Origin of the sequence: Pseudomonas sp. NPDC089752 (genome assembly GCF_044748725.1) — a bacterium.
Lineage (GTDB): Bacteria > Pseudomonadota > Gammaproteobacteria > Pseudomonadales > Pseudomonadaceae > Aquipseudomonas.
The window spans coordinates 60386-82296 of sequence record NZ_JBIVGP010000011.1; the positions used below are offsets into that span (position 1 = coordinate 60386).

The following is a 21911-nucleotide window of genomic DNA, read 5'->3' on the forward strand; positions in this document are numbered from 1 at the left end:
GAACGGTGCCCCCTCCTGCCGCCAGGCGGGCGATGAAGGCAAGGTCGGTCTCGCCCGCTTGCACACAGAACTCGCGGACCTGGTGGTCCATGCTGGAGCGAAGTACGTACTGATCGATGCCCTGGCGTTTGAGCATCAACTCAAGAATCTGCGGAACAGTTTTTTGTTGGAAAATGCGCCAGTTTGACCGCAGGTCGGCTCGGGCCAGGATGGGCTCCACCAGCGCATGGTAGTACGTACGGTAAAAGCCACTTTCGCCCTGACTGAAGGCGCTGACCAGGCCATGCACGTAACGCACTGGCCGCTCGCCTTCCCAAATGGTGAACAGCACTGGCTTGTCGAGCAAGTGGCCGAAATTGATATCGGACTCGAAGCTGATCAGCTCAAGCTCCAAGGTGAAGGGGGCGCTGATCTTCTCCTTGAGGGTGAATGACACCACCTCGAACTGGTCATTACCCACGAGTGGTTGAAAGCTGTAACGCAAATCAGATTAGCTAGGCATAAAAGATCCTTGTCCGCCGTCTGAGTATTCGACAAGCCCAGGCAGAGCACTTCTGCCTGGGGCATTTCAATCAGATCAGGCGATCGGTTTGCGCCAGTCGTCAGAACCCTCAGTACCCGCGGTCACGTGGGTCCAGGAGATCTTGCGGTACGACATCGCCACTTCGACCAGTTGCGTGTAGTTCGCGTTCTTCGCATTCTGGGCGTGCGGCAGCACGGTGTTGATATCGACGATGGTGGCGTCTTCCAGCTTGGTGGTGAAGAAGTGCTCCTGCTTCCCCTCTACCGAGGTGCGGTACCAGTTGACTTCAACGGTCGGCAGCATTTCACCGCTGGCCAGCGCTTGGTACAAAAATGCGATCTTTGAATTTTGCGACATCTTTACATGCAGATGACGAAAAATTCGCATACTTAGGATCCTTTGGTTGAATTCTCTCTGGCCAGCTCTTCGCTTAAGTCTGGAATTTCGGGCGTCACATCCTCATCAACTATCTGTCGAATTAAGCCAGTTTTTTTTCGAAGGTGATAGGCGCGTATTGCCCTTATTGGTGAAAACTCGAGCCCTTCAAACTTAGAATGTTGCACGATGACTGGGGTGTTGAAATTTATATTTTTTGGGTCATCTAGAGAAAGCTCCCACTTCCCCCCGAATGTCGTTCTGACATATTCACCTAAATATCTTCCGAAGACTACAAGTAAGCCAGCTATATCGTCCTTGCTCATGCTCGTGGACATCTTGTCAAATAGAGATTCAAGCAGTTCCGGGGTGTCGGGTGAGATGCTGAGAGCTACGCCAAGTTTGGAAGCCTCTTCCTCTAGCCATTCAAGCTGGCCATCCATGGCCATTAGGAAGTCATCAAATTTCTCTTCTGCTTTGATTTTGTCAAATGTCATTGCAAGGTATTCTCAGTTGGGTATTTGTGGGCCGATTTTGTATTTAATGCCGGATTTTTCTAGTGCGTCTAGGTAGGGTTTGCTGGCGCCCTTTTCAAGGATGTGTTCAACTTCCCAGCCTCGCCTAACAAGGAGTGCATCCTTTTCAATTGCAAGCTTATTCTCCTTGGTTAAACTTACCTTTCCAGTTTTAAGTTGACCGGCATACATTTCGTTTTCTTTGAGAATGTCAATTTGACGTTTTGTGATTGGGGTTTTAAGTGTGCCTTCGGTGGCTTCTAGTGCAGTACGATACTCTTTTTCTCGGGCTAAACCGTGTTGATAATTACGCATATTAGTATCATACTGCTTACTCCAAGCATCGAAATTTTTTTTGCCTCCACGCTTTTGGTATCGCTCCCAAGCCCCAGTCTTATGCTCTGGGCTGCCAGGCTTTAACTTTTTCTGCAGGACCTTGGCCCCGTCTTCCGAAGCTTCCTTGGTCACTTTGTGTGCGGTATCTTTCGCTGCTCGCTCTGTTCCTTCTTTAGCTGCCTTAGCTGAAGCTTCCGCAGCCGCTTTCGTGCCATATCGCCCGAGTTTGCCTGCGGTGCCTGCGTAGCCTACAAATGGAATAGCCGAAACCAATGACAAGGCTGCGCCCGCATAGTCACCCCGTGCAAGGCTGATGCCCGCGTTGGCAACATCGGCAAGCTCACCTACCACCGGAATCAGGCCAACAATATCCAGCCCTAACTGAATACCGTCCAGTACCTGCTCGCCTGTGACGCCCTCTGCCGGTGACTCGCTTTCCACGTCGGCATTTGAGTCGTTGGCAGATTTACCCATCGCGGGCGTTTCACCGATCACTCGTCCCAGCGTGTTGCCATTGGGCGAGGTGATGGCGCTACTGTTTCTTGCGGATGGATAGAGTTCAGTGTAGGTGGGTATGTCTTGCAGGTCTGCCAGTTCCTTCTGAAATGCCTCCTGGCGCAACGCTTCGTATTGTTCCTCGTTGAGTTCTAGGGCTTTGCCCCACTCGTTGACCCCATCGGCAAAGTCAACCAGCACCTTGCCGGAGCTATCAGTCTGCACGAACATCCGGTCCGGGCCACCTGATCGCTTGCTTAGAGGCACTTCCTTTACATGGACTCGCAGCGCATCCAGTTGAATGGGCTGTTCACTCATGGCCTCAACTCCCATTCATCCAGAAGAGGTCGCCATGACGAACCAGGTGTCGCCCCTCAGCACGCACGGAACTGCTGTGCTCCTGCGGGTGACACTTACCTTCGACAGTGCCGCTCTTGATGCCTTTTGCCTTGCCCGCTGCGTCGCCGATGGTTTTGGGTGTAAAGCTACGTTTGTAGACCACAACCGGATGGCCATTGGCGCGTACGCTCTTGGCAACCCCGGTGCTGGTATCGAGCTCTGCGGTAACGGGGTAGGGCACGGGTGGAATGCTGCTGCCCATGGGCGTTTTGCACACATCGGGCGCGATGCTGACGACCGTCCATTGGCCTTGTTGGCGGGCCATTACGTTGTCGGCCATGTCAGACGTGCTCCCGGTTGCTGCGCGTTGCGCGCTTGATGATGGGAGCGTCAGGCTTGGTCTCGAACCGTGCTTCGAGGACACGGATATCGAGCGACCCTGGCAGGCTGATGCGGTGGGTCATCGACAGCGTCATGGCATCGGTATCGATACGTAGCGTGTCGGTGAGCATGGGCAGCGGAAGCATCACACCGTTGGTCATACGCAGTAGAACGAAAGGTCTGTGACCAGGTAGCTGGATGTCACAGCGCCCGTCAGCACTCAACGATGGATCGGTCAGATTGAACAGCGTGATGCGCGTGTCAGGCGCCGGGTAAGTGATCTGTTGATCGGTGGGGGCACCGTTCCAGTAGGTGAAGTCGAAGTCTTGCGGCAGACCTGGCCAGCGATTGTCTTCCCAGGTTTGATCATAGGTGCCGGCCAGCGCCAGACGTGGAGACCACGCCCGGCCGACGACGCCAAGGCCTGCGGGCGTATAGCCATACCCATTGGCCACATCGGCCATGGCTGACGCATCCAGCGGGCCTGCGGGGTGCCGTGCGCGAACCAGGCGCTCAATGGGTTCATTCAAATGTTCTATCTGCGGGCCCGGCATGCGCTCGAGGAAGTCGCCCGTCAGCTCGTAATGCAGCTTTCCATGGTGGTGTTCTAGCCATCCACAGCCTAATGGGTTACTAAAGCAGACTTCGTTGAGTAGGAATTCGGAAGCATCGGGTGCGCCCCCATGTTGCGGGTTGGCGATTTGGCTCGTACCCCCAAAAGCCCGCTCCCAGCGCAGCGGTACACGGGTGGCGAATTCTGGTTCGGATAAACGCCAACCTAGTAGGCCATGGCGAAAATCACGCGGGCCAGTGAAGCGAAGTGTTTTGTCCAATAACAACTGCGGCGTGCGCTGCTCTCTATTACGCCGCCGCACGTCCAGGATATTGGCCTGATGCTCTTGCAGTTCGGCGGCGGTGAGGCAGACGCCCGGTGCACGCTTTGGCGGCTTTGGATCAGGAAGTTCGATTCTGGGGCGGGTGGATGTGATGCGTAAACCGGCCTCCCAAGTGTGTGCCGGACGTCCAGCAGGTGCATGTGAATGGCCGACAACGATGACATCGCAGCGCGGTTTGAAGGGCGCGAGGTCGCTCTCCTCAAGTACTGAGCCGATACCGAATTCGTCATAGTAGGTATCGGCTTTACACAGAGACAGCGGATCTTTATCGATGACGATAGGGCGATAACGGCCTAGCTGATCTTCAACCGGTTCAAGGCGATAGCCGACTTTCATTGCGATGACCGGATGTTCCTGGCCGTCAGGCGCGAGCGCACCGAAACACATGACGTCAAAAGGCGTCAGGTTGCGAAATTCCATGTTGGCTTATCCCTCAGTTGAGATCGACATCCTTGCCGTTGATTTGCACAGGCCCTGTGGCACTGAAGTCAAAGTTGCTGCCATTGATCAGCACGGTCCCGTCGGACTTCATGATCAATGAGGCCTTGCCTACTGTGATGCTGAGTTCGTCGCCTGCCGTGATGTTGAAACGGTTGCCAACGATCACGGACTTGTGAATGCCAACCTGTTCGCTTTGGCTGAGGCCAACCGTCGTGTTCATGGCTGCGCCCACACTGACCTGGTAGCCCGCACCAATGGTCAATGCCTTGGCTAGTCCGATGGTTTCTGCCTTGGCCAGCGCAATGGTTTCTGTCTTGTTGGCACCGATGGTCACGCTACGGTTCGCACCGATACTGATGGTTTCGTTCTTGCCAACGTCTTCAGTGCGATGATCGCCTATGGAGACAGTTTCGTTGTGGTCCACGCGTTCGCTGCGGTCATTGCCAACGAAGGTGGTTTCGTTGTTTTTGACGACGTTGTTCTGGTCCTTCTCCGCATGGATGAAGACTTCCTGCCGGCCCAGCTCGTCTTCGAAGCGCAATTCATTGAAACCTTTGCCCTTGTGGGTCTGGCTTTTAATGGTCATGCGGGTCTTGTGATCGGGTAGGTCGTAGGGCGGTAGCTGATCGCCGCAATAGGTGCGCCCGGTGATCATCGGCTGGTCCGGATCGCCATTGACGTACTGGATGACCACGTCCTGGCCGATGCGTGGGATGGCCATCGCGCCCCAACTGCCTCCCGCCCAACCTTGGGATACTCGCACCCAGCACGAGCTGAACTCGTTGTTCTGGCTTTCGCGGTCCCAGGGGAAGCTGACCTTGACCCGGCCCCATTCGTCGCAATAGATCTCTTCGCCAGGCGGGCCGACGACGGTGGCCATGTGCGGCCCATCGACGCGAGGCTTGTCCAAGGGAGCAGGGCGCCACTCGGTCCTACCGGGGATGAGTAGGGCGGTTTGTTCGTAGCGCGTGCTCTGGTCGATGCCGGCGGCTTCCTCTTGCAGGCTAGTGAATTGACTGCCTTTGTGGGTTACACCGTTCACACGCCAATGAACGTTCAGGTCATCACGCGGGTGACCGGCAAGGTTGAAACTGAGCCCCGGCTGCAACCGTACATCGTCACCTTCGACTTCGGCCGTGCGCACGTCATGGCGCAAGGCGGTGATGCGGTTTTCAGTGAAGGGCTTACCTGCGGCATCGCGCTTATAGCGGCCTGGGTAGTCGAAGCGTTCGTAGTCTCTGGACTGGTGTTCAAGAAAAGGCCCGGAGGCCCGGTGCTCTTGACGGTATGCTGGGTTGGTGAAGGTGTAGTCCCGCTGCACCTGCTTTGCGGTACGCACCTGCTCGCTATAGCGCAAGCGTCGCAGGCAGGGCTTTCCCTGGTCGCCCCCGCTGTTGGCCTGATACAGCACAGTATTGCGATCGATCAGATCATCATCATCGACGAAGCCCTCGTCTTCATCATCGGCCTTGATGGCGCCATGACTGATCAGCCCGAGTGACTGCAGTCGATCAGTGATGATCAACTTGTGCAGCTTTTCACTGTGCTCGAAGCGATAGACGAAGCCTTCTTCTGCCGCCAGACGGGCGATGAAGGCAAGGTCGGTCTCGCCCGCTTGCACGCAGAACTCGCGGACCTGATGGTCCATGCTGGAGCGAAGTACATACTGATCGATGCCCTGACGTTCGAGCATCAACTCAAGAATCTGCGGGACGGTCTTTTGCTGGAAGATGCGCCAGTTCGAGCGCAGGTCGGCTCGGGCCAGGATGGGTTCGACCAGCGCGTGATAGTAAGTCCGGTAAAAGCCACTATCGCCTTGGCTGAAGGCGCTGACCAGGCCATGCACGTAACGCACCGGCCGCTCGCCCTCCCAAACGGTGAACAGCACAGGCTTGTCGAGCAAGTGGCCGAAATTGATATCGGACTCGAAGCTGATCAGCTCAAGCTCCAAGGTGAAGGGGGCGCTTATCTTCTCCTTGAGCGTGAATGACACCACCTCGAACTGGTCATTGCCCACGAGCGGTTGAAAGCTGTAACGCAAATCAGATTGGCTAGGCATGAAAGATCCTTTTCCGCCTTCTGAGTACTCGAAAAACCCAGGCAGAGCACGCCTGCCTGGGGCATTTCAACCAGATCAGGCGATCGGCGTGCGCCAGTCGTCAGAGCCTTCGGTCCCCGCCGTTACGTGGGACCAGGTGATCTTGCGGTACGACATCGCCACTTCTACCAGTTGCGTGTAGTTCGCGTTCTTCGCGTTCTGGGCGTGGGGCAGGACGGTGTTGATATCGACGATGGTGGCGTCTTCGAGCGTGGTGGTGAAGAAGTGCTCTTGCTTGCCCTCTACCGAGGTGCGATACCAGTTGACTTCAACCTTTTCCAACATTTCGCCGCTGGCCAGCGCTTGGTACATCAGCGGCGTGGCCTTGTTCAGCGAGCTGGTGAAAATGAAGGGTTTGTGTACCCGTTGCCCCGCCGGTTGACCGCTTTGCGGGTCGGTAGGGACGGTGACCTGGTGCTTGACTTCCTGCACCAGGATTTCGTCTTCATGGCCTTCGACAAACACGTTGCCGACCGAGTCGGAGGTAAAGGCGCCGGCGGTGATGTTGCCTTGGCTTTTTCCTTGGATCTTGATGTAAGCGGGTGTTGGCATGGCAGTTACTCCTGCGTCCATGTGGGAAAAACACGCGCACCAAAGGTGGCGTGGCCATCGGAAGCGATGGGCTTGTCAACGAGGCGATAACCTCGATAAATCGTTGAATTCAGTGGTACCCGGTGTGGGTTGTCTATTGCTGCAAGATGACGTTGAGCGACTCCAGCACCTCGGTGGTAAGCAGGTGCAGGCGGTAGCTGTAGATCCCGTAGGCCACCGCCATGGCGATGGCTGATATGACCAACGGGCTCCACCAAGGCCAGATCCGGGTCATGCGGAAATTTCGCGGGGCGACGTTGGTGTAGGGGTCGCAGACTTCTTCGGGCGTGGGGCCGCGAAGTTCACGGATGATCCCGTGGAGTTGGTGGATCAGGGCGTTCAGTGACTCTTCGCCCTTGGGGGCAATGGCGTACTTGCCCTTCAAGCCCAGGCACAGCGCGAAGTACATGAACTCCAGCACGTCCTGGTAGCGCTTGGGCTCCTGCATCAAGCGGGAAAGCACGGTGAAGAATTTTTCTCCACCCCAGGTTTCATCGTGGAAGATGCTGAGCAGGGGCTCATGGCTCCAGCAACTGTTCTTGCCCCAGGGCCGTTCCATGACCGCTTCATCGATGTACAGGCACAGGCCGTAGGAATAGGCCAACAGCTGAGCGGGCTCATAGCCGTGTTGGCGTATTTCTTCGCGGATGTTGTCGATCTGAATACGTACTTGCTGATGCACATCTTTGATGTTGGGCAGTTCATCGAGCGTGCGCAGGCGCATGACCAGGCCGAACAAGGGCGCTGCGCAATCCAACATGAGATTGGCGTAGCCGCCTCTAAGCTGAAATTCCGGATCTGCGGGGTAGCCTTCAACAACAGGCGTTGATTGCTCCTTTTCGAGTTCAGCGTTGTCTGAAGATGAATCCACCTCGGTGTTTGCTGCGCCCACCGCGTCGAAATATCCTTGTTTGCCGTCTTGGATTTCTTGCTTGCTCATCATTCCCCCCTGATCGCCCAGAACTGCAGCTCAAGCCCTGGGAATTCACCCGCCACGTGGAAGCCGAAACCGTTGGCCGTCTTCATGCACGCCCAGGCAGGGTCGCGCCGGTCCAGCTCGAAATAGCTGAAGCCCGCATGGAAAGGCAGGTCGCGTGGTGCCACGGGCAAGGGCAACAGCGGGATGCCAGGCAGTTGCAAGGGCACCAGGTCATTCAGGGATTCAAGTGAGGTGACCTTGGCTTTCTGTATGAACATCTGGCGCAACGTCTGCGGCGGCAGGTTGGCGCGCACGGCGACGATGAAGTCGGCCTCGTCGATCAGGCGCCGGTCTTCAAGCGTGGTCTTCATCACGCCATAGTCCAGCGTCTCCAGCGGCAACGACACGGCACGTGGTTGCAGGACCGTGCTCAGGGCCCGACGCAGGGTGTCTTCCAGGGGCTTGAACGAGTTACGCAGCGCGGTGTGGTGATAGGCCGGGTATTCCTGCGGCAGTCGGTTCTCGTCGGTGAAGGTGACGAATTCGCCGCAGGCCTGGCTCATGGACAGGTACAACTGCTCAGGATGCGTTTGCCCTTGCCTGGCCAGGTGGTTGAAGCAGGGCCACCAGCGGTTCATGGCCTGCAGCAGGTTGAAGTCGCGAATGTCGGCGATACCGGACTGGCCCGATGCGCCAATGCGCGCGGCAAGATTGCGTGCACGCTCGCGCAGGGTGTTGGTGATTTCTTCGAGGAAGCGCTGAAGCGCCGGCACGGCTCGCACCGAGACGCTGGTGGGGTAGAAGGTTTCATCCAGTTGCAGGCTGCCGTCAGGGCGTCGTTCCAGAATGCGAGCCAAGGCCAGGCGAGTGTAGGCGCTGCTGTCATCCGCTTTACGTTTGAGCTGCAAGTTAGGCACGGCCAAATCGACCTGCACCAGGTCACCGTCGGCGCTGTGGGTATCCTTGATTTCCTCCGCCTGGGCGTTGTAGCGGAAGTTGGCGGCATTGTCGGGCCAGCTGACTTCTCGGCCACCCTCGGTACGCAGCGGCAGGCACAGGAATACCTCGCTGTCTTTCGAACCGTCGTCCTCGATTTCCAGTGGCGGCGGCGGTGGCAGATCGGCGGGAATATCGAACACCGTGCCATCGGGCATGATGCCGCGCGCTTTGGTGATGGCGATCTTGCCCAGGCTCAGGTATTCATCGTTCAACTGCAATTCACTGAAGCCGTAGAACGCCGCGTTGAGGCTGCCAAGGCGTTGATGCAACGCCGCTTCACTGGCCCGCACCGCTTGTTGAAAATGCTGCGGCTTGACGAACAGGCCTTCGGGCCACAGGACGGGGTTACGTGAACTCATGAGCGCTCCGTGTCAGCGTGAGTAAATGGGGAAGGGTGCAGAGGCGCTGTCATTCCTCCTCCTTGAGCAGGATCTGCGCGTCGTTGACCAGCACTGAAAGAATGATCTGGTGGCCGCGTGGTGGAATTCGCAGCACCTGCTGCCAGGTCGCGTTCTGCTGGTTTCGGTAGTCACCAATCACCGCGACGAAGCGGGTTTCGGGCTCGATGGGTTCAAGTGGAATGAACTTGAACTGGCCTGGGTTCAGCAGGTAATCGTCATCGCGAACATAAGTGCTGCGCAGAGCTTTGGCGGGGTCAGCGTCAAGCAGTTGGTACACGCTGTTGCGCAGCAACGTGTCATCGCGCAGTTGCAGGATCTTGATCGCAATCGGTGTGGCCACAAGCCTGCTCGCAGAGGTCGTGCTGCCCGGCAGGGTGAGCGCTACCGTTGGGTCGTCGTAGCTGCCGGGCGAGCTTTCTTCCATCGGTGAGCGAGCCGATTCGCTGTCGTCTTCTTCACCTGTTTCCACGGGGGACATGGCGGGAAATTGCGCTTGCAGGTATTCGAACAGCGTTCCGACTTTGTCGGTCAGCGCGTGCGGGTCGCCAGCGCTCAAGGTGACCGCGTAAGGGCTGGGTTCCAAGGTGCTCTCAGGGATGGCCGCGACATCGACACTGTTCGGGTTTGCGTTGAGCGTTGGGCTGACATTGATGCTGAAGGCGACTTGGGTCGGATGATCCTTGGGTGGCCCGATCGGTAACGAGTGATCTCTGATCACTTGGCTGGCTCTGTTCCAAGAGGTGCAGCCGGAAAGCCCAAGCAGCATGATCAGCAGTGGAGCAATCAGGAAAGGTAGGCGGTTCATAGCCGTTCTCCCGCCGTCAGATGTTGCAGCGGATCCACAGTTGATGGCGCTGCATCAGCCAGGGCGTCGAAGGCCGTCATAGGGTCTTTGCCCATGCCCGGCTCGAAGATCGAGCAGATTTCGGTAGCAGGCTCGGATCCAGACGAACTGTGCTGCCAAGCCTGTGCCGGCACATCGGCGATCAGGCGGTCGAGCACCCTGTTGTCTGGGTTGAACAGGTCTTCCAGTGAACGCAGGTCAGCGTGCTCGTGGGTGTATTGGGCCAGCAGTCGATAGGCCCCGATGCTCAGTCGGTCACCTTCCAACAGACGCCGAGGGGGTAGCGACCCCAGGCAATCAACCCCATCGTTTACAAAGGTGCGGTGACAGTGATCGATTACGCAGTAGCTGCCCTCGATCCAGCGGATTTCGCAATGGACCGGCGCAACGCTGTGATGCCGGTCATCGATCACCCAACTGGCGCCTTCGCTGCCGATGGTGCCGCCGGCGCGATCGAACCGATGACGCAGGGTGACGGTGTGCTGCACCTGGTCCAGATTGATGATGCTCAAGGTCAATGTGCTCATGACCGCCCCCGGAATCGGACAACGGGACTGATCTTGCCATCGCGGTCATCGACAAAGCTGGTCCAGCCCAGGTAGGCGCCTTGGCTGCGGTGCAGGCAGAACGGCGATAGCGCGTTTTGTTTCAGGTGCAGCTCCAGGTCGTAGGCCAGGCCATCGCGCAGCAGAAAGTCGATCAGCGCCCGCAAGCGGCCAAAGTTGGTGCCACTGGGCAGCAAGTCACGCAGTTGCGCTTGGTCGAGCTCGCTGATGACGATGGTGAATTTGCTGCTACGGGTGCGGGTGCGGCTGCCGACCATGAACGTGCTGCCCAGCTCGCCATTGCTGCGCCCAAGGCTTACCAGCTGTTTGCTTTTAGTGGGTACCGAGCGCGTTTCGAATTCGCGGATGCGTACGTGCGTCAGGTCGAAGCAGTGGCCGATGATGCCGGCGACGGTACCCGGTGCACGGCTGCGGCTGGCGATAACCCCGGCAAAGCTGAGCAGTCGGCTCCAGGGCAGTGTCGTGTCGCCGCGCAACTGTTTGTCGTTCAGCCCGAGCAGGGCAAACATGTACTGGGAGAAGCCATCGCTTGCGCCCGGTTGAAAGCGGATGTAGTAGCGGTACTTGCGCCAGATCCGATGCAGCAGGCTGAGTAATGGTTGAAGAAATCGAAGAAGGCTGGCCGCACGCCAACACCCTGGGCGTGCTCATAAGCCACCTGCTCCAGGTAGTAGGTGGGCAACGGCGAATCGGTGCCGTGCAGGCCCATGAATGTGGTGCACACGCGATAGCGCTCGTCCTCCCCGGGCATGCGCTCGGCTTTGTACACGTCCGAAACGGGAAAGGTCAGCCGCGGATCGCATGCCAGGCGCACGCGCAGCCGAGTGGCCTGGGCCGGCCAGCGCGGTTCCAGGTCATCGCCATGCAGGCCATGCAGCCGCTCCAGCAACTGGAAGAAGTTGTACTGGTGGGCGTTGGCCATCAGCTTGTCGGCTAGATCAGCGGTTGCTTGCCGGTCTGGATGGGCCATGTGTAGTGCTCGTTGTTGGTGGTGTTGATCACTTCCAGTTGATGGAAGGAATTGATGCTCGCGTACAGGGCGAAGAAGTGGGCGAGTACGCAGCCGAACAGGTACAGGTCGCCTTCGCAGAGGAAGGCTGCCTGGTCCAGCTTCAGCTGGGTGTGCAGGCCACGAATGGGCTGCCCCTTGATCAACCAGTCCATGGGCTGGGTCTGTATCTCGCGGATACCGTCGAGGCGTTTGCGGGTAGTGCGCGCTTGCTGGATGTCGTGCAAGGCGGCGAAGTCGTAGGCGCCAATCACCGCCTTGAGCGGCTCCACCGAGAGCAGCGACAGGTAGTTGAGCGACATGTTGGAGATCAGCGCCCACTGCAACTGGCCGTCCAGCACGGGGCGATAGGGGCGTGTAGGCGCACAGATGTTGGTATAGGTCGCCAGGGGAGGGGTGACTTCAGTGAGGACGTTGATGTCATCCACGCTCAATGCCAGTGGCAGGTCCCGATTGGTGCAGGTCAGGTCGATGGACGCAGTTTCCAGCTCGCCTATGTAGCTGTTGGCATCGGCGCGCACGAAGGCGATGCGGTGGGTGACGCCATCGCCGCGCAAGGATTCTTCGAGCTGATAACGGTAGTAGAGCGCCGTGCGGCCCTGGACATGTTCGATTTCGTGGGCGAATGACTCAAAAGGGCGAAATGTCCGCAGGTGCTCCCCGATACTTCCGTCAGTGGTCGTTCGGGTGCTGATGACCTCATCGACACTGAAGATTTCGTAGGCGAAATGCTCTTCGCTTCTGGGCTTGAGCTCGACCTGCGCAGCCTCGCTGGCCAGGTCGATGGGTTCGGCACTGTGCTTGAACAGGTTGACGGCAGGGGTGCAGAACAGGCTGAAATCTTCCGTGCCAACGCGCAGCGGTTCTGGCAATTGGCGCGTGAAATGAAATTCGATGCCCACCTGCTGGCAGTCTTGTGCCGGCCAGAGCTTTTCCAGGCCCGTAACGCTGAAGAAGTGAAAGCGCTTCGGGAACACGAAGTATTCCTGCAAAATCCGGTAGCCATCAAAAACGTTCTGCGGGTAGGGGAGCAAGGCTTGGTCAGGGCTGAAACCTGGGAAGGCGACGCTGCTGGCCGGCAGCCGGCGCACTTTGCCCTCTATGGTCACGCTGATGTGTTTGAGGTACTGGGAGATCCACAGGTAAAGCGTGCGAGCGGTACGGTCATCGCCGCTCAGGTGAAAGTCCAGGCTGGAGCACCCCAATGTGTTCAATGGCCGCTCGACCAAGGTTTGCAAGCCGATGCGAACCACCGAACTGTCGAGTGTCTGGGTGGCACTCACGGCATCGATTTCGAACGGATGGATATTCACTGCTGTGCAGGTGCGGAACTCGCAGGGCACACCGTCCACAGGTTTCGAGAACAATCTGGAACCTTCGGGGATGCGCTGTGATTGGCTGAGCGATTGCTGGCGCGGCGTGAACTGGATGATCGTGGCACTGGGCAGCGGCCGCAGGTAGTTGGGCCACAGTATCTGCAACATGGGGTGCGTCAGTTCCGGCAGGTCATCCTCCAGCTTCAGCCGAAGCTTGGCCGTCAGAAACGCAAAGGCTTCCATCAGCCGCTCGACATCGGGATCGCTTCCCGCCTTGCCCAGCAGTCGGGCAAGTTGTGGGTTGTCCTTGGCGAAGTCGTTTCCCAACTCGTGCAGGTAACGCAGTTCTTCGCTGAATCTGTCCTTTAGTGACATGGTTCATCTCACTCGGGTATAGCGGTTGTGCCCGTTGACCAGCAGCTCCAGCTGCAACTGCTGCGCGTGGTTGTTGACCTGTACATGGCAGTCCAGACGGAAATGCAACTCCAGCGGAGCGTGGCAATCGGGGACCGCTTTGAGCGCACGCACATGCACGCGTGGCTCAAAGCGCTGAAGGGTACGGCGGATATCGGCGCTCACTTGCTGCAGCAATTCGCCGCTGCTCGCGTCATGCCCATTGAAGTCGCGCAGGCCCAGCTCAGGGCTGCTCTGGGAGCAACCTTGGCGGGCGTTGAGCAACGTTTCGAGGTGGCGCTTGATGGCGGCGACCTTGTGCGAAGCGTTTTCCTGGCAAGACGGCTCCCGGATGGCGGACGGGTCCGCCATCAAGCGATCGAAGAAACCGCTCATTGCGTATCGAGCCGACCTACCAGGGAGATCTCGAAGTTCGCGCCCATGTACTTGAAGTGCGGGCGCACGGCGAGCGAAACCTGGTACCAGCCTGGATCACCGGCAACATCCGAGACTTCAACCTTGGCAGCACGCAGTGGCCGACGGCTGCGGACATCGGCTGAGGGGTTTTCCTGATCGGCGACGTATTGCTTGATCCATTTGTTGAGTTCGGACTCAAGGTCGCGTCGTTCCTTCCAGCTGCCGATCTGCTCGCGCTGCAGCACCTTGATGTAGTGGGCCAGGCGGTTGACGATGAACAGGTAAGGCAGCTGGGTGCCTAGCTTGTAGTTGGTCTGCGCTTGCAGGCCTTCGGGGGTCTTGGGGAAGTTTTTGGGCTTCTGCACCGAGTTGGCCGAGAAAAACGCCGCGTTGTCGCTGTCCTTGCGCATGGTCAGGGCGATGAAGCCCTCTTCGGCCAACTCGAACTCCTTGCGGTCGGAGATCAGCACTTCGGTAGGAATCTTGGCCTGCAGCTGGCCAAGGGACTCGTACAGGTGCACCGGCAGGTCTTCAACGGCGCCACCGGATTGCGGGCCGATGATGTTCGGGCACCAGCGGTAGCGGGCAAAGCTCTCGTTGATGCAGCTGGCCAACAGGAAGGCAGAGCTGCCCCACAGGTAGTTGTCGTGCCGACCGTCGATGTTCTCATCGTAATTGAAGCTGCTGATCGGCTGATCCTGGTGGTGGTAGGCGGAGCGCAGCATGAAGCGCGGCCCGGTCAGCGCGGTGTGGCGGGCGTCTTCGCTCTCGCGGAAGGCGCGCCACTTGGCATGCCGGGGGCCTGCAAAAATGTCTTTGATTTCCTTCAGATTGGGCAGCTCTTCGAAGCTGCTCAAGTTGAAGAACTCCGGGGACGGCGCGGCAATGAACGGGGCATGTGACATGGCGCCCACGGATGCCATGTAGCTCAACAGTTTGATATCAGGCGAAGAGGGCCCGAAGTTGTAGTTGCCGACCATGGCGGCAATTGGCTCGCCACCAAATTGTCCGTAACCGGCAGTGTAGACATGTTTGTAAATGCCGCTGCACGTGATATCCGCCGCGTTCTCGAAGTCATCGAGCAAATCTTCTTTGCTGACATGCAAGACTTCGAGCTTGATGTTCTCGCGAAAGTCCGTCCGGTCGACCAGAAGTTTCAGGCTGCGCCACGAGGATTCGAGCTGCTGGAACTCAGGTTGATGCAGGATGGCATCCATCTGTTTGCTGAGAACCCGATCCAGTTCGGCAATCATCTGATCGACGCGGTGCTTGTTGATGAGTTGATCTGGATCATTACTTTTGAGGATTTCGGCAATGAAGGCGGATACACCCTGCCGGGCAACTTGGTAACCCTCTTGCGCAGGAACCAACTTGGTCTGGGCCATGATCTGATCGAGCAAGGTGGCAGTGCTCAAAGTCTCAGACGTCGTTTCGACAGTGACAGTTGTGCTGCTTGGCTTTGGCATGGGGACGCTCCGTTGTCTCAGTCTTCTTTGGGCGCTTCAAGCACCAGATCCAGCTCTTGGGCGAGTTGCTTGCGGGCATGCTCGTCGTTCAGGAGATGCTGCAGTTGCTTGCGAAAGGCGGGGACGTTGCCCAGCGGGCCTTTCAGGGCGACCAGCGCTTCACGCAGCTCCAACAGCTTGTTCAGTTCGGGCACCTGGCGGGCGATGCGATCCGGCCCAAAATCCTGAATGGACTTGAATTGCAGGTTGACCGCCAGCTCTGCATCCGGGGTGGCACTGAGCGCGGAAGGCACCGACATGCCCAGGCTGACATCGGCGTCGTTCAACACATTGTTGAAGGTGTGTTTATCGATGCGCATGACTTGGCGGTCCTCGAGGGAACGGCTGTCGTCCAGGCCAAAGTCGCCCAATACCAGCATCTTGTGCGGCAGCTCTACTTCGGCCTGCTGGTCACCTGTGGCGGGTACATATTTGATGTTGATGCGTTCTTTCGGCGCGACCGAACCTGTGCTTTTTGACATCGTGCAGTGTCTCCTTGGATGTAAGGAATATCCGTTGTTTAGTGTTTGGGGTTGCGCGTTATATATGTAGGAAATTTCCTCAATATGCCGGTGCAACTTAAACAAAATAAGTGGTTCGCTGCGATTTCTTATAAAAACCATGCATTGCGTAATGGCAATTGGTCGAGCGCATAAGTGTAAGGAAATATTTATTTGTTATTTTTATTTTCAATGGACTAGGCTCTTGCCGGTTTTCGAGGTTAGGGGTGTGCTTGGACACCGGCGCAAGCCAGGCATGGAAGGCAGTTGTAAATAGGTTGCATGTACTATTTCGAATGGAATGAACTCACGATGATTGGCCGAAATACTTATGGCGTAGGTCTTTCGCTGATATTTTGCTGCATGCCGTTATCCGCGAATGCTGACCAGAATTGCTCGCAGATCGTGTCGAATCTTGCGCGCTTGGCGTGCTTCGATCAGGCGGCGGGTACTCCGGCGCACAGGCAGAAACGAGCGTGGTCGGCGCAGGAGCAGGAAGCGCCCACGGTGCGGCGCATTCTGGCGAATGAGGCTGCCCGGGCGGCTGATGATCTGACGTTTCGCATCGGCACTGGTGGCGAAAACGCTGCGGGTACACCTGAGCTTGTGATTTCAGCGCCCGCCATCGCATCGGGCAACGATCGGTCGTACCTGGCAATCAGCTGCATCCAGAACATTTCCCGCTTACAGCTGATTACCAGGCGGCCCATCGACGCGAGCTGGGTAACGGTACGGCTGAACGGGGAGGGTGGCGCTACGAACAAGACTCCTTGGCAGGTGATGGAGAACGGGCAGTTACTCGATGCCGGACGTGGCCTGCCAGCCATCGAGCAGATCAAACGTCTGATCGGTGCTCACCGCATTCAGGTCGAGAGCGACAACCCTGAGGTCGATGGCCTGACATTCGATGCTCAGGGTCTGGACCCCTTGATCAACCAGGCACGCAGCACATGCCGGTGGTAGCGCAAGGGTCAGCGGAAGAAATCACTCGGTTGCTGGCACCGATCGAATCCACCGTGCCGGCTGGGCTGTTCGATGTCGAGGATGAAACCTATCAGGCGATTGACCAGGAGATGGTCAAGCTGGGGGGGCTGCAGGAAGCCTCAATCGACTGGGGCTATATCGAAGAAGCGTCTTGCCAGTACCTGGGGCAGCAGTGCAAGCACTTGCGGATTGTCGCGCACCTCAGTGTTGCCTGGCTGCGCAGTGGTTGCTGGGAGCGCTGGGGGTTCACCTTGGCGCTGCTGGGCGGGGTGATCGAAGGCTATTGGGAAACCGCTCATCCCAAACCTGGCCCGAAAGGTTTCCTGGCCAAGCGCAAGCTCGTTGGCCTGGTGCTTAATCGCTTGATCGATGCGCTGCCACGTCTTGATCGTTTCACGTATACACCGGCTCACGCCGCAGCAGCGCACAGCGCATTGACCCAGCTGATGAATCAGCGCGAAGCCGCCCAGCTGGATGCAACTGTTCTGGGTGAGCTGCAGCGTCTGCTGTGCAAACACACGGAGCTCGCCAGCGGCGCCGGCGAGCGGAATGCTCCCAAGGCCAGCGCGTCGAATCATCATGCCGCGCCGCTGGCCGAGGTCATCGCCTCGCCCAAGCCGCGCGTGTCTATCGGTAACGAGCGCGAAACGCGGCTGGCCGTATTGAGCATGGCCGAGCTGATCAACCAACAGGATCCCTACGACCCGACTGGCTATCAATTACGTCGCTTCGGGTTGTGGGCCCACATTCAAGCCGCACCGCAAACCCAGCAGGGCAGCCGTACAGAGTTGATGGCGGTGCCACGGGATATTGCCAGTGACTACGAGGACGCCATCGCCGGTACGGTGATCGACGCGGCATTGCTACAGCGTATCGAAAAAAGTGTGACCGCCTGTCCCTACTGGATTCGCGGCAGCTTTCTCGCAGCGACCGCCGCCTCGCGGTTGGCGATGGGCGAAGTGGCTGAAGCCATCCGTGCGGCGACTGCTCGTTTCGTGCAGCGCATGCCAGCGCTGCAGCAGCTGTGCTTCAGCGATGGTCGGGTGTTTGTCGACGACCAATGCCTTGCCTGGCTCAAAGGGGCAGACGGGCAATCCGAACAAAGCGCCGCTTCCCAGGAATTTGCCAGCCTGCGCGAAGAGCTGGTCAGTCAACTGGAAACCGGTGGCGTAGAACCGGTTCTGCTAAGGCTGCAGGGCATGCAGGCGGGTTTTCGTGCCCCCCGCGAGCGCTGCCATACCACCGTCATCGCGGCTGACCTGCTGGCAGCACGGGGCGTGTCCTGGTTGGCCCAGGACCTGTGCGCTGGGGTCGCGCGAACGATGCAGCACACCACCGCCAGCGACTGGGAGCCGGAGGTATTTCAGCGGCTTGAGCAATACGCGTCACCCCACGTGCTGGCCGATCGGAACAAGGAGCAGGAGCCCCGATGAAGCAACTCTGGAAGTACCTCAAACGTTGGGGCTGGCCGTTGATGGCCCGCATCGGTCTGGCGATGCCGCTGCTGCTCGGGCTTGGCGCTGCGCTGATGCTGGTTGCCATCTGGTGGCTCGGCCCGCAATGGACCTGGCGCGAGCAGCAGCCGCTGGCCAGCGTGGCGCATCGCAGTGTGGCGAGCCTGGTGCTCGTGCTGGTGCCGCTGTTGTGTTGGCTGTTCGTGTTGCGAGCACGCTTTCGCCGCTTGCAAGCGGAACGTCAGCAGGCGGTGGCTGCCGAGATGGACCCGGCGCTGCCGTTCGTTCATGCACAGGAGAAGGCATTGAGCCAAGGGCTTGCACGCTACCTGGACAATGCCGGTGGGCTTCGGGCTTTGTACCGACTGCCATGGTATCTGGTGCTGGGCGATGAGCAGGCCGGCAAGAGCAGCTTTATCGATTGCACCGATCAGAGTTTTTCCCTGACCCGTATCGACAAGGTCCAGACACGAGGCCGACAAGCCCTGGCGCTTGCCTACCCGGTGGGATGGTGGATCAGTAATGATGCGGTGATCATCGACCCGCCCGGTGCCTTTATCAGCCAAGACACCCCGGCACGCTCGCCGAGCAGTGATTCATCTGACGCTGAACCCTCGGTGCCCTCTGGAACCCAGGCGAAGTTGTGGCAGCATCTGCTGGATTGGCTGCAACGCAATCGGGGTCAGCGAACCCTCAATGGGCTGTTGCTGGTTGTCGACCTGCCCGCGCTGCTGCACGGTACCGTCGTGCAACGCACGGCACTTGCCCATGTACTGCGCACACGCCTTTACGAGGCGAGCGGCCAACTGGGTGCGCGCTTGCCGCTGTACGTGGTGTTGAGCAAATTCGATCTGCTCGATGGCTTCGATGAATTCTATGCCAAGCTTTCAGCCGCCAAACGCGACAGCCTGTTGGGATTCACGTTCAAGCTGGATGCAGTCGACACCTTCGACGCTTGGCTAGGCGAGTACGGTGAACACTACGATCGGTTGCTGGAGCAGTTATTCGAGCAGGTGATCGATCAGCTGAACGTGCAGGGTGGCCATGCGTCGCGTTCGCGGCTCTACTCACTGCATGGGCAGTTGCTCGGGTTGCGTCCGATACTGTTGAGCTTTCTGCGTGAGACCTTGGCAAGTGACCGCTTTACCACTCCGGCGCTGGTGCGCGGCGTGTATTGGTCGTCGGTCGTACAGCAAGGCGACCTGCGCAATGCCTTTGTCCGCGAGGCGGCGCAGCCTTACAAGACCAAACCTCCCTTGCTCGAAGGCAAAGCGCAAGGCAAGGCGTTGACCTATTTCATTCAGCAAGCCTTTGGGCGGGTCATCTATAAAGAGGCCGGCCTTGCCGGCGACAATGTCAGGGTGGCACGCAGCAAGCGCCGGTTGTTGTGGGTGGGTTCTTCTGTGGGCCTGCTGGCCTTCTGCGTCGCCATCGCCAGCTGGCATCGGTACTTCGACATCAATGGCGTCAAGGCAGCCAGCGTGCTCGCCAAGAGCCGGGAGTACAGCCATCACGAAGTGGACCAGCGTCTGGACCCGACCGGGCGCAACTTGCTGGAGCCGCTGGACCAGATCCGCGATGCGCTCGCAGTCTTTGGCGACTACCGCGCCGCCTGGCCGGGCGTTGCTGATCTGGGCCTGTACCAGGGGCGTGCCATTGGCCCAACGGTGGATGAAGCGTACCTGAGCTTGTTGTCCAAGCGCTTCTTGCCCGCCCTGGCCAGCGGCGTGGTCGATGCCATGAACGCGGCTCCGCCGGGCAGCGAGCAGCAAATGGCCGCGCTGCGGGTTTACCGGATGCTTGAAGATCGCCAGAACCGTCGACCGGAATGGGTCGAGGACTGGATGGCGCGGCAGTGGCAACAGGCGTTTCCCGGCCAGGGGCGGCTGCAGCGGGACCTCATGCGGCACCTGAAATATGCCTTGGCCTATGCCGATACCGATCTGCCGCAGTACCGCCAGCGTGTCACCGACGTGCAGCAGACGTTGCGCAAGGTGCCGCTGCCGCAGCGGGTGTATGCAGGCCTCAAGCAGCAGGCCGAGGAACAACTGCAAACAGGTTTGGATCTACGTCACCAGGTCGGCCCTGCTTTCGATGTCGTTTACCAGTCTTCCGGATCGAACCAGCAAGACAATGCCATTTTGTTGGCCCCAATGCTGACCGCCAAGGGCTTCAAGGAGTACTTCGAGCCGCGCAGCCGGCGCTTCGCCGAGATGGCAATGATTGACCAGTGGGCGCTGGGCGAGCGCGCACAACTGGATTACTCGCAGGCCGACCAGGCGGCGCTGACCGAACGCCTGCTCAATCTTTACAGCGCCGACTACTTCGACAGTTGGCGCCGTGCCTTGAATGCATTCTCCGTGGCCGACTTTGGTGATCTGGATCATGGGGTCGTGATTCTTGAACAGTTGACTGGCCCTGCAGCGCCGTTGCACCGATTGTTGGAGACGGTTCGCGACAACAGTTCGCTGTCATCACCGACAAGCGTTGGCGCAGCGGATGAGGCCGCCTCGCTCGTTTCGCTCACCAGCAAGCCCGAGCAGCACCAGGCGTTGGCTATCCAGCGGGCGTTCGCAGGGCTGAGCGCCATGCTGCACGCCGCAGGTGAAAAGCCCAGTTACTACGATGAAACGCACGCAGCCTTAGCCGCCGTCCATGACTATGCCAAGGCGATCCAGGACAGTCCTGACCGAGGCAAGGCCGCATTGCTTGCGGTGCATCAGCGCTTTTCAATGACCGGCGACGACCCCATCGGCACTTTGCAGCGCGTTGCCACAGGCTTGCCGGAGCCGATCAATCATCAGGTCAGAAAGGTGGCAGATCAAACAGCGCAAGTCCTGAACGTCGAGGCGCTGCGAGAGCTGGAGCGACGCTGGGATGCTGAAGTCTACAGCTTCTTCCAGCAACGTCTGGCCGGTCGCTACCCCTTCGTAGTCAGAGCGCCCGATGCTTCGCTGGAGGACTTCGAAGCGTTCTTCGGGCCGAAAGGGCGACTGCAGCAATTCCAGGATCAGTACCTGAAGGTCTTCCTCAAGGACAACCTCGAAGCCTTGCAGTCTGGTCTTCAGGGGCGTTCCCTGATCCGCAGTGATGTGATCGAGCAGTTGGAATTGGCCGATCGCATCCGCGAAACCTTCTTCGACCAGCGCGGCAACCTCAGCGTGCAATTCAGCATCGAGCCGTTAGGGCTGAGTGCGAATCAACGGACCAGCCTGCTGGACCTGGATGGCCAGCTGATTTCCTACACCCACGGCCCAAGCCAGATCACCGGCATCGTCTGGCCCAATACCTTGGGGCCGCACGTGCGTAGTAACCTGACTCTGCTCAGGCAGAACGGCAACAGCAGCAGCCTGGAGTACCGAGGCCCGTGGTCGATGTTCCGCCTGCTTAGCCGCGGGGCGCTCAATGGCCGAACGGCCACCAGCGTAGACCTGAGTTTTCGCACCGGTGACGGGGTGATGCGCTATCGGCTGAACGCGGAAAAAGCCTTCAACCCCATCACTCAACAACCGTTCAAAGGCTTCCGGTTGCCGCGAGGGTTGTTGCAGCAGCCATCCAAGATGGCGCAGGTCGAGCAGGCGAGAGTAGCAGTCACGAAATTCAAGTAGTTGGGT

At 58.6% G+C, this 21911-nt stretch carries 18 protein-coding genes and 2 pseudogenes; 3 read left to right on the top strand and 17 right to left on the bottom strand.

What is annotated here, in order from left to right; translation table 11 throughout:
• Nucleotide 1 precedes the first annotated feature (1 nt).
• The 17 genes and pseudogenes from ACIPZF_RS18995 to tssB all read right to left on the bottom strand — a co-directional run.
• Nucleotides 2-484, bottom strand: a pseudogene (locus ACIPZF_RS18995) (contractile injection system protein, VgrG/Pvc8 family); the annotation flags it as partial.
• Nucleotides 485-577: 93 nt separating this feature from the next.
• A complete protein-coding gene (tssD, locus tag ACIPZF_RS19000) occupies nt 578-910 on the bottom strand; it encodes a type VI secretion system tube protein TssD (RefSeq protein WP_400802051.1) in 333 nt (110 codons plus the stop codon).
• 2 nt (nt 911-912) lie between these two features.
• Nucleotides 913-1395 (bottom strand): hypothetical protein, encoded by a 483-nt coding sequence (locus tag ACIPZF_RS19005; protein WP_400802053.1) that lies wholly within the window; start codon nt 1393-1395, stop codon nt 913-915.
• Between the two features lie 12 nt (nt 1396-1407).
• Complete coding sequence (locus ACIPZF_RS19010; protein WP_400802055.1) at nt 1408-2562, bottom strand: hypothetical protein; 1155 nt, start codon at nt 2560-2562, stop codon at nt 1408-1410.
• A gap of 4 nt (nt 2563-2566) precedes the next feature.
• Nucleotides 2567-2923 (bottom strand): DUF4150 domain-containing protein, encoded by a 357-nt coding sequence (locus ACIPZF_RS19015; protein ID WP_400802057.1) that lies wholly within the window; start codon nt 2921-2923, stop codon nt 2567-2569.
• 1 nt (nt 2924) lies between these two features.
• Nucleotides 2925-4280: a DUF2169 domain-containing protein gene (locus tag ACIPZF_RS19020; protein WP_400802059.1), complete on the bottom strand. Its 1356-nt coding sequence runs from the start codon at nt 4278-4280 to the stop codon at nt 2925-2927.
• Nucleotides 4281-4293: 13 nt separating this feature from the next.
• Nucleotides 4294-6360, bottom strand: coding sequence for a type VI secretion system Vgr family protein (locus ACIPZF_RS19025; RefSeq protein WP_400802061.1), 2067 nt, complete (start codon nt 6358-6360; stop codon nt 4294-4296).
• A 75-nt stretch (nt 6361-6435) separates the two neighbouring features.
• Complete coding sequence (locus ACIPZF_RS19030) at nt 6436-6951, bottom strand: Hcp family type VI secretion system effector (RefSeq protein ID WP_400802063.1); 516 nt, start codon at nt 6949-6951, stop codon at nt 6436-6438.
• A gap of 133 nt (nt 6952-7084) precedes the next feature.
• The gene (gene icmH, locus ACIPZF_RS19035; RefSeq protein ID WP_400802065.1) at nt 7085-7933 is read right to left on the bottom strand and encodes a type IVB secretion system protein IcmH/DotU; all 849 of its coding nucleotides are present in this window, start codon (nt 7931-7933) and stop codon (nt 7085-7087) included.
• Complete coding sequence (gene tssK, locus ACIPZF_RS19040) at nt 7930-9267, bottom strand: type VI secretion system baseplate subunit TssK (RefSeq protein WP_400802067.1); 1338 nt, start codon at nt 9265-9267, stop codon at nt 7930-7932. The genes icmH and tssK overlap by 4 nt, the downstream gene beginning before the upstream one ends.
• Before the next feature lie 49 nt (nt 9268-9316).
• Nucleotides 9317-10114, bottom strand: coding sequence for a type VI secretion system lipoprotein TssJ (tssJ, locus tag ACIPZF_RS19045; RefSeq protein ID WP_400802068.1), 798 nt, complete (start codon nt 10112-10114; stop codon nt 9317-9319).
• The gene (locus tag ACIPZF_RS19050; protein ID WP_400802070.1) at nt 10111-10680 is read right to left on the bottom strand and encodes an FHA domain-containing protein; all 570 of its coding nucleotides are present in this window, start codon (nt 10678-10680) and stop codon (nt 10111-10113) included. Before ACIPZF_RS19050 ends, tssJ begins: the two co-directional genes overlap by 4 nt.
• Nucleotides 10677-11689: pseudogene (gene tssG / locus ACIPZF_RS19055) on the bottom strand (type VI secretion system baseplate subunit TssG). The gene ACIPZF_RS19050 and the pseudogene tssG overlap by 4 nt, the downstream one beginning before the upstream one ends.
• Entirely contained in the window at nt 11653-13419 is a 1767-nt protein-coding gene (tssF, locus tag ACIPZF_RS19060; protein ID WP_400802071.1) for a type VI secretion system baseplate subunit TssF, read from the bottom strand. Before tssF ends, tssG begins: the two are co-directional and overlap by 37 nt.
• 3 nt (nt 13420-13422) lie before the next feature.
• Nucleotides 13423-13833, bottom strand: a complete 411-nt coding sequence (gene tssE, locus ACIPZF_RS19065; protein WP_400802073.1) for a type VI secretion system baseplate subunit TssE — start codon at nt 13831-13833, stop codon at nt 13423-13425.
• Nucleotides 13830-15320 (bottom strand): type VI secretion system contractile sheath large subunit, encoded by a 1491-nt coding sequence (gene tssC, locus ACIPZF_RS19070; RefSeq protein WP_400802074.1) that lies wholly within the window; start codon nt 15318-15320, stop codon nt 13830-13832. Before tssC ends, tssE begins: the two co-directional genes overlap by 4 nt.
• Before the next feature lie 17 nt (nt 15321-15337).
• On the bottom strand, nt 15338-15841 hold the full coding sequence (gene tssB / locus ACIPZF_RS19075) for a type VI secretion system contractile sheath small subunit (protein WP_400802076.1): 504 nt from the start codon (nt 15839-15841) through the stop codon (nt 15338-15340).
• A 300-nt stretch (nt 15842-16141) separates the two neighbouring features.
• Here tssB and vasI point away from each other — a divergent pair, with 300 nt between their 5' ends.
• From vasI to tssM, 3 genes are read left to right on the top strand one after another with little or no spacing between them, the layout of a single operon-like run.
• Nucleotides 16142-16822, top strand: a complete 681-nt coding sequence (vasI, locus tag ACIPZF_RS19080; protein ID WP_400802077.1) for a type VI secretion system-associated protein VasI — start codon at nt 16142-16144, stop codon at nt 16820-16822.
• Nucleotides 16810-18276: a type VI secretion system protein TssA gene (tssA, locus tag ACIPZF_RS19085; RefSeq protein WP_400802079.1), complete on the top strand. Its 1467-nt coding sequence runs from the start codon at nt 16810-16812 to the stop codon at nt 18274-18276. The genes vasI and tssA overlap by 13 nt, the downstream gene beginning before the upstream one ends.
• Nucleotides 18273-21905: a type VI secretion system membrane subunit TssM gene (gene tssM, locus ACIPZF_RS19090; RefSeq protein ID WP_400802081.1), complete on the top strand. Its 3633-nt coding sequence runs from the start codon at nt 18273-18275 to the stop codon at nt 21903-21905. Before tssA ends, tssM begins: the two co-directional genes overlap by 4 nt.
• Nucleotides 21906-21911: the final 6 nt, after the last annotated feature.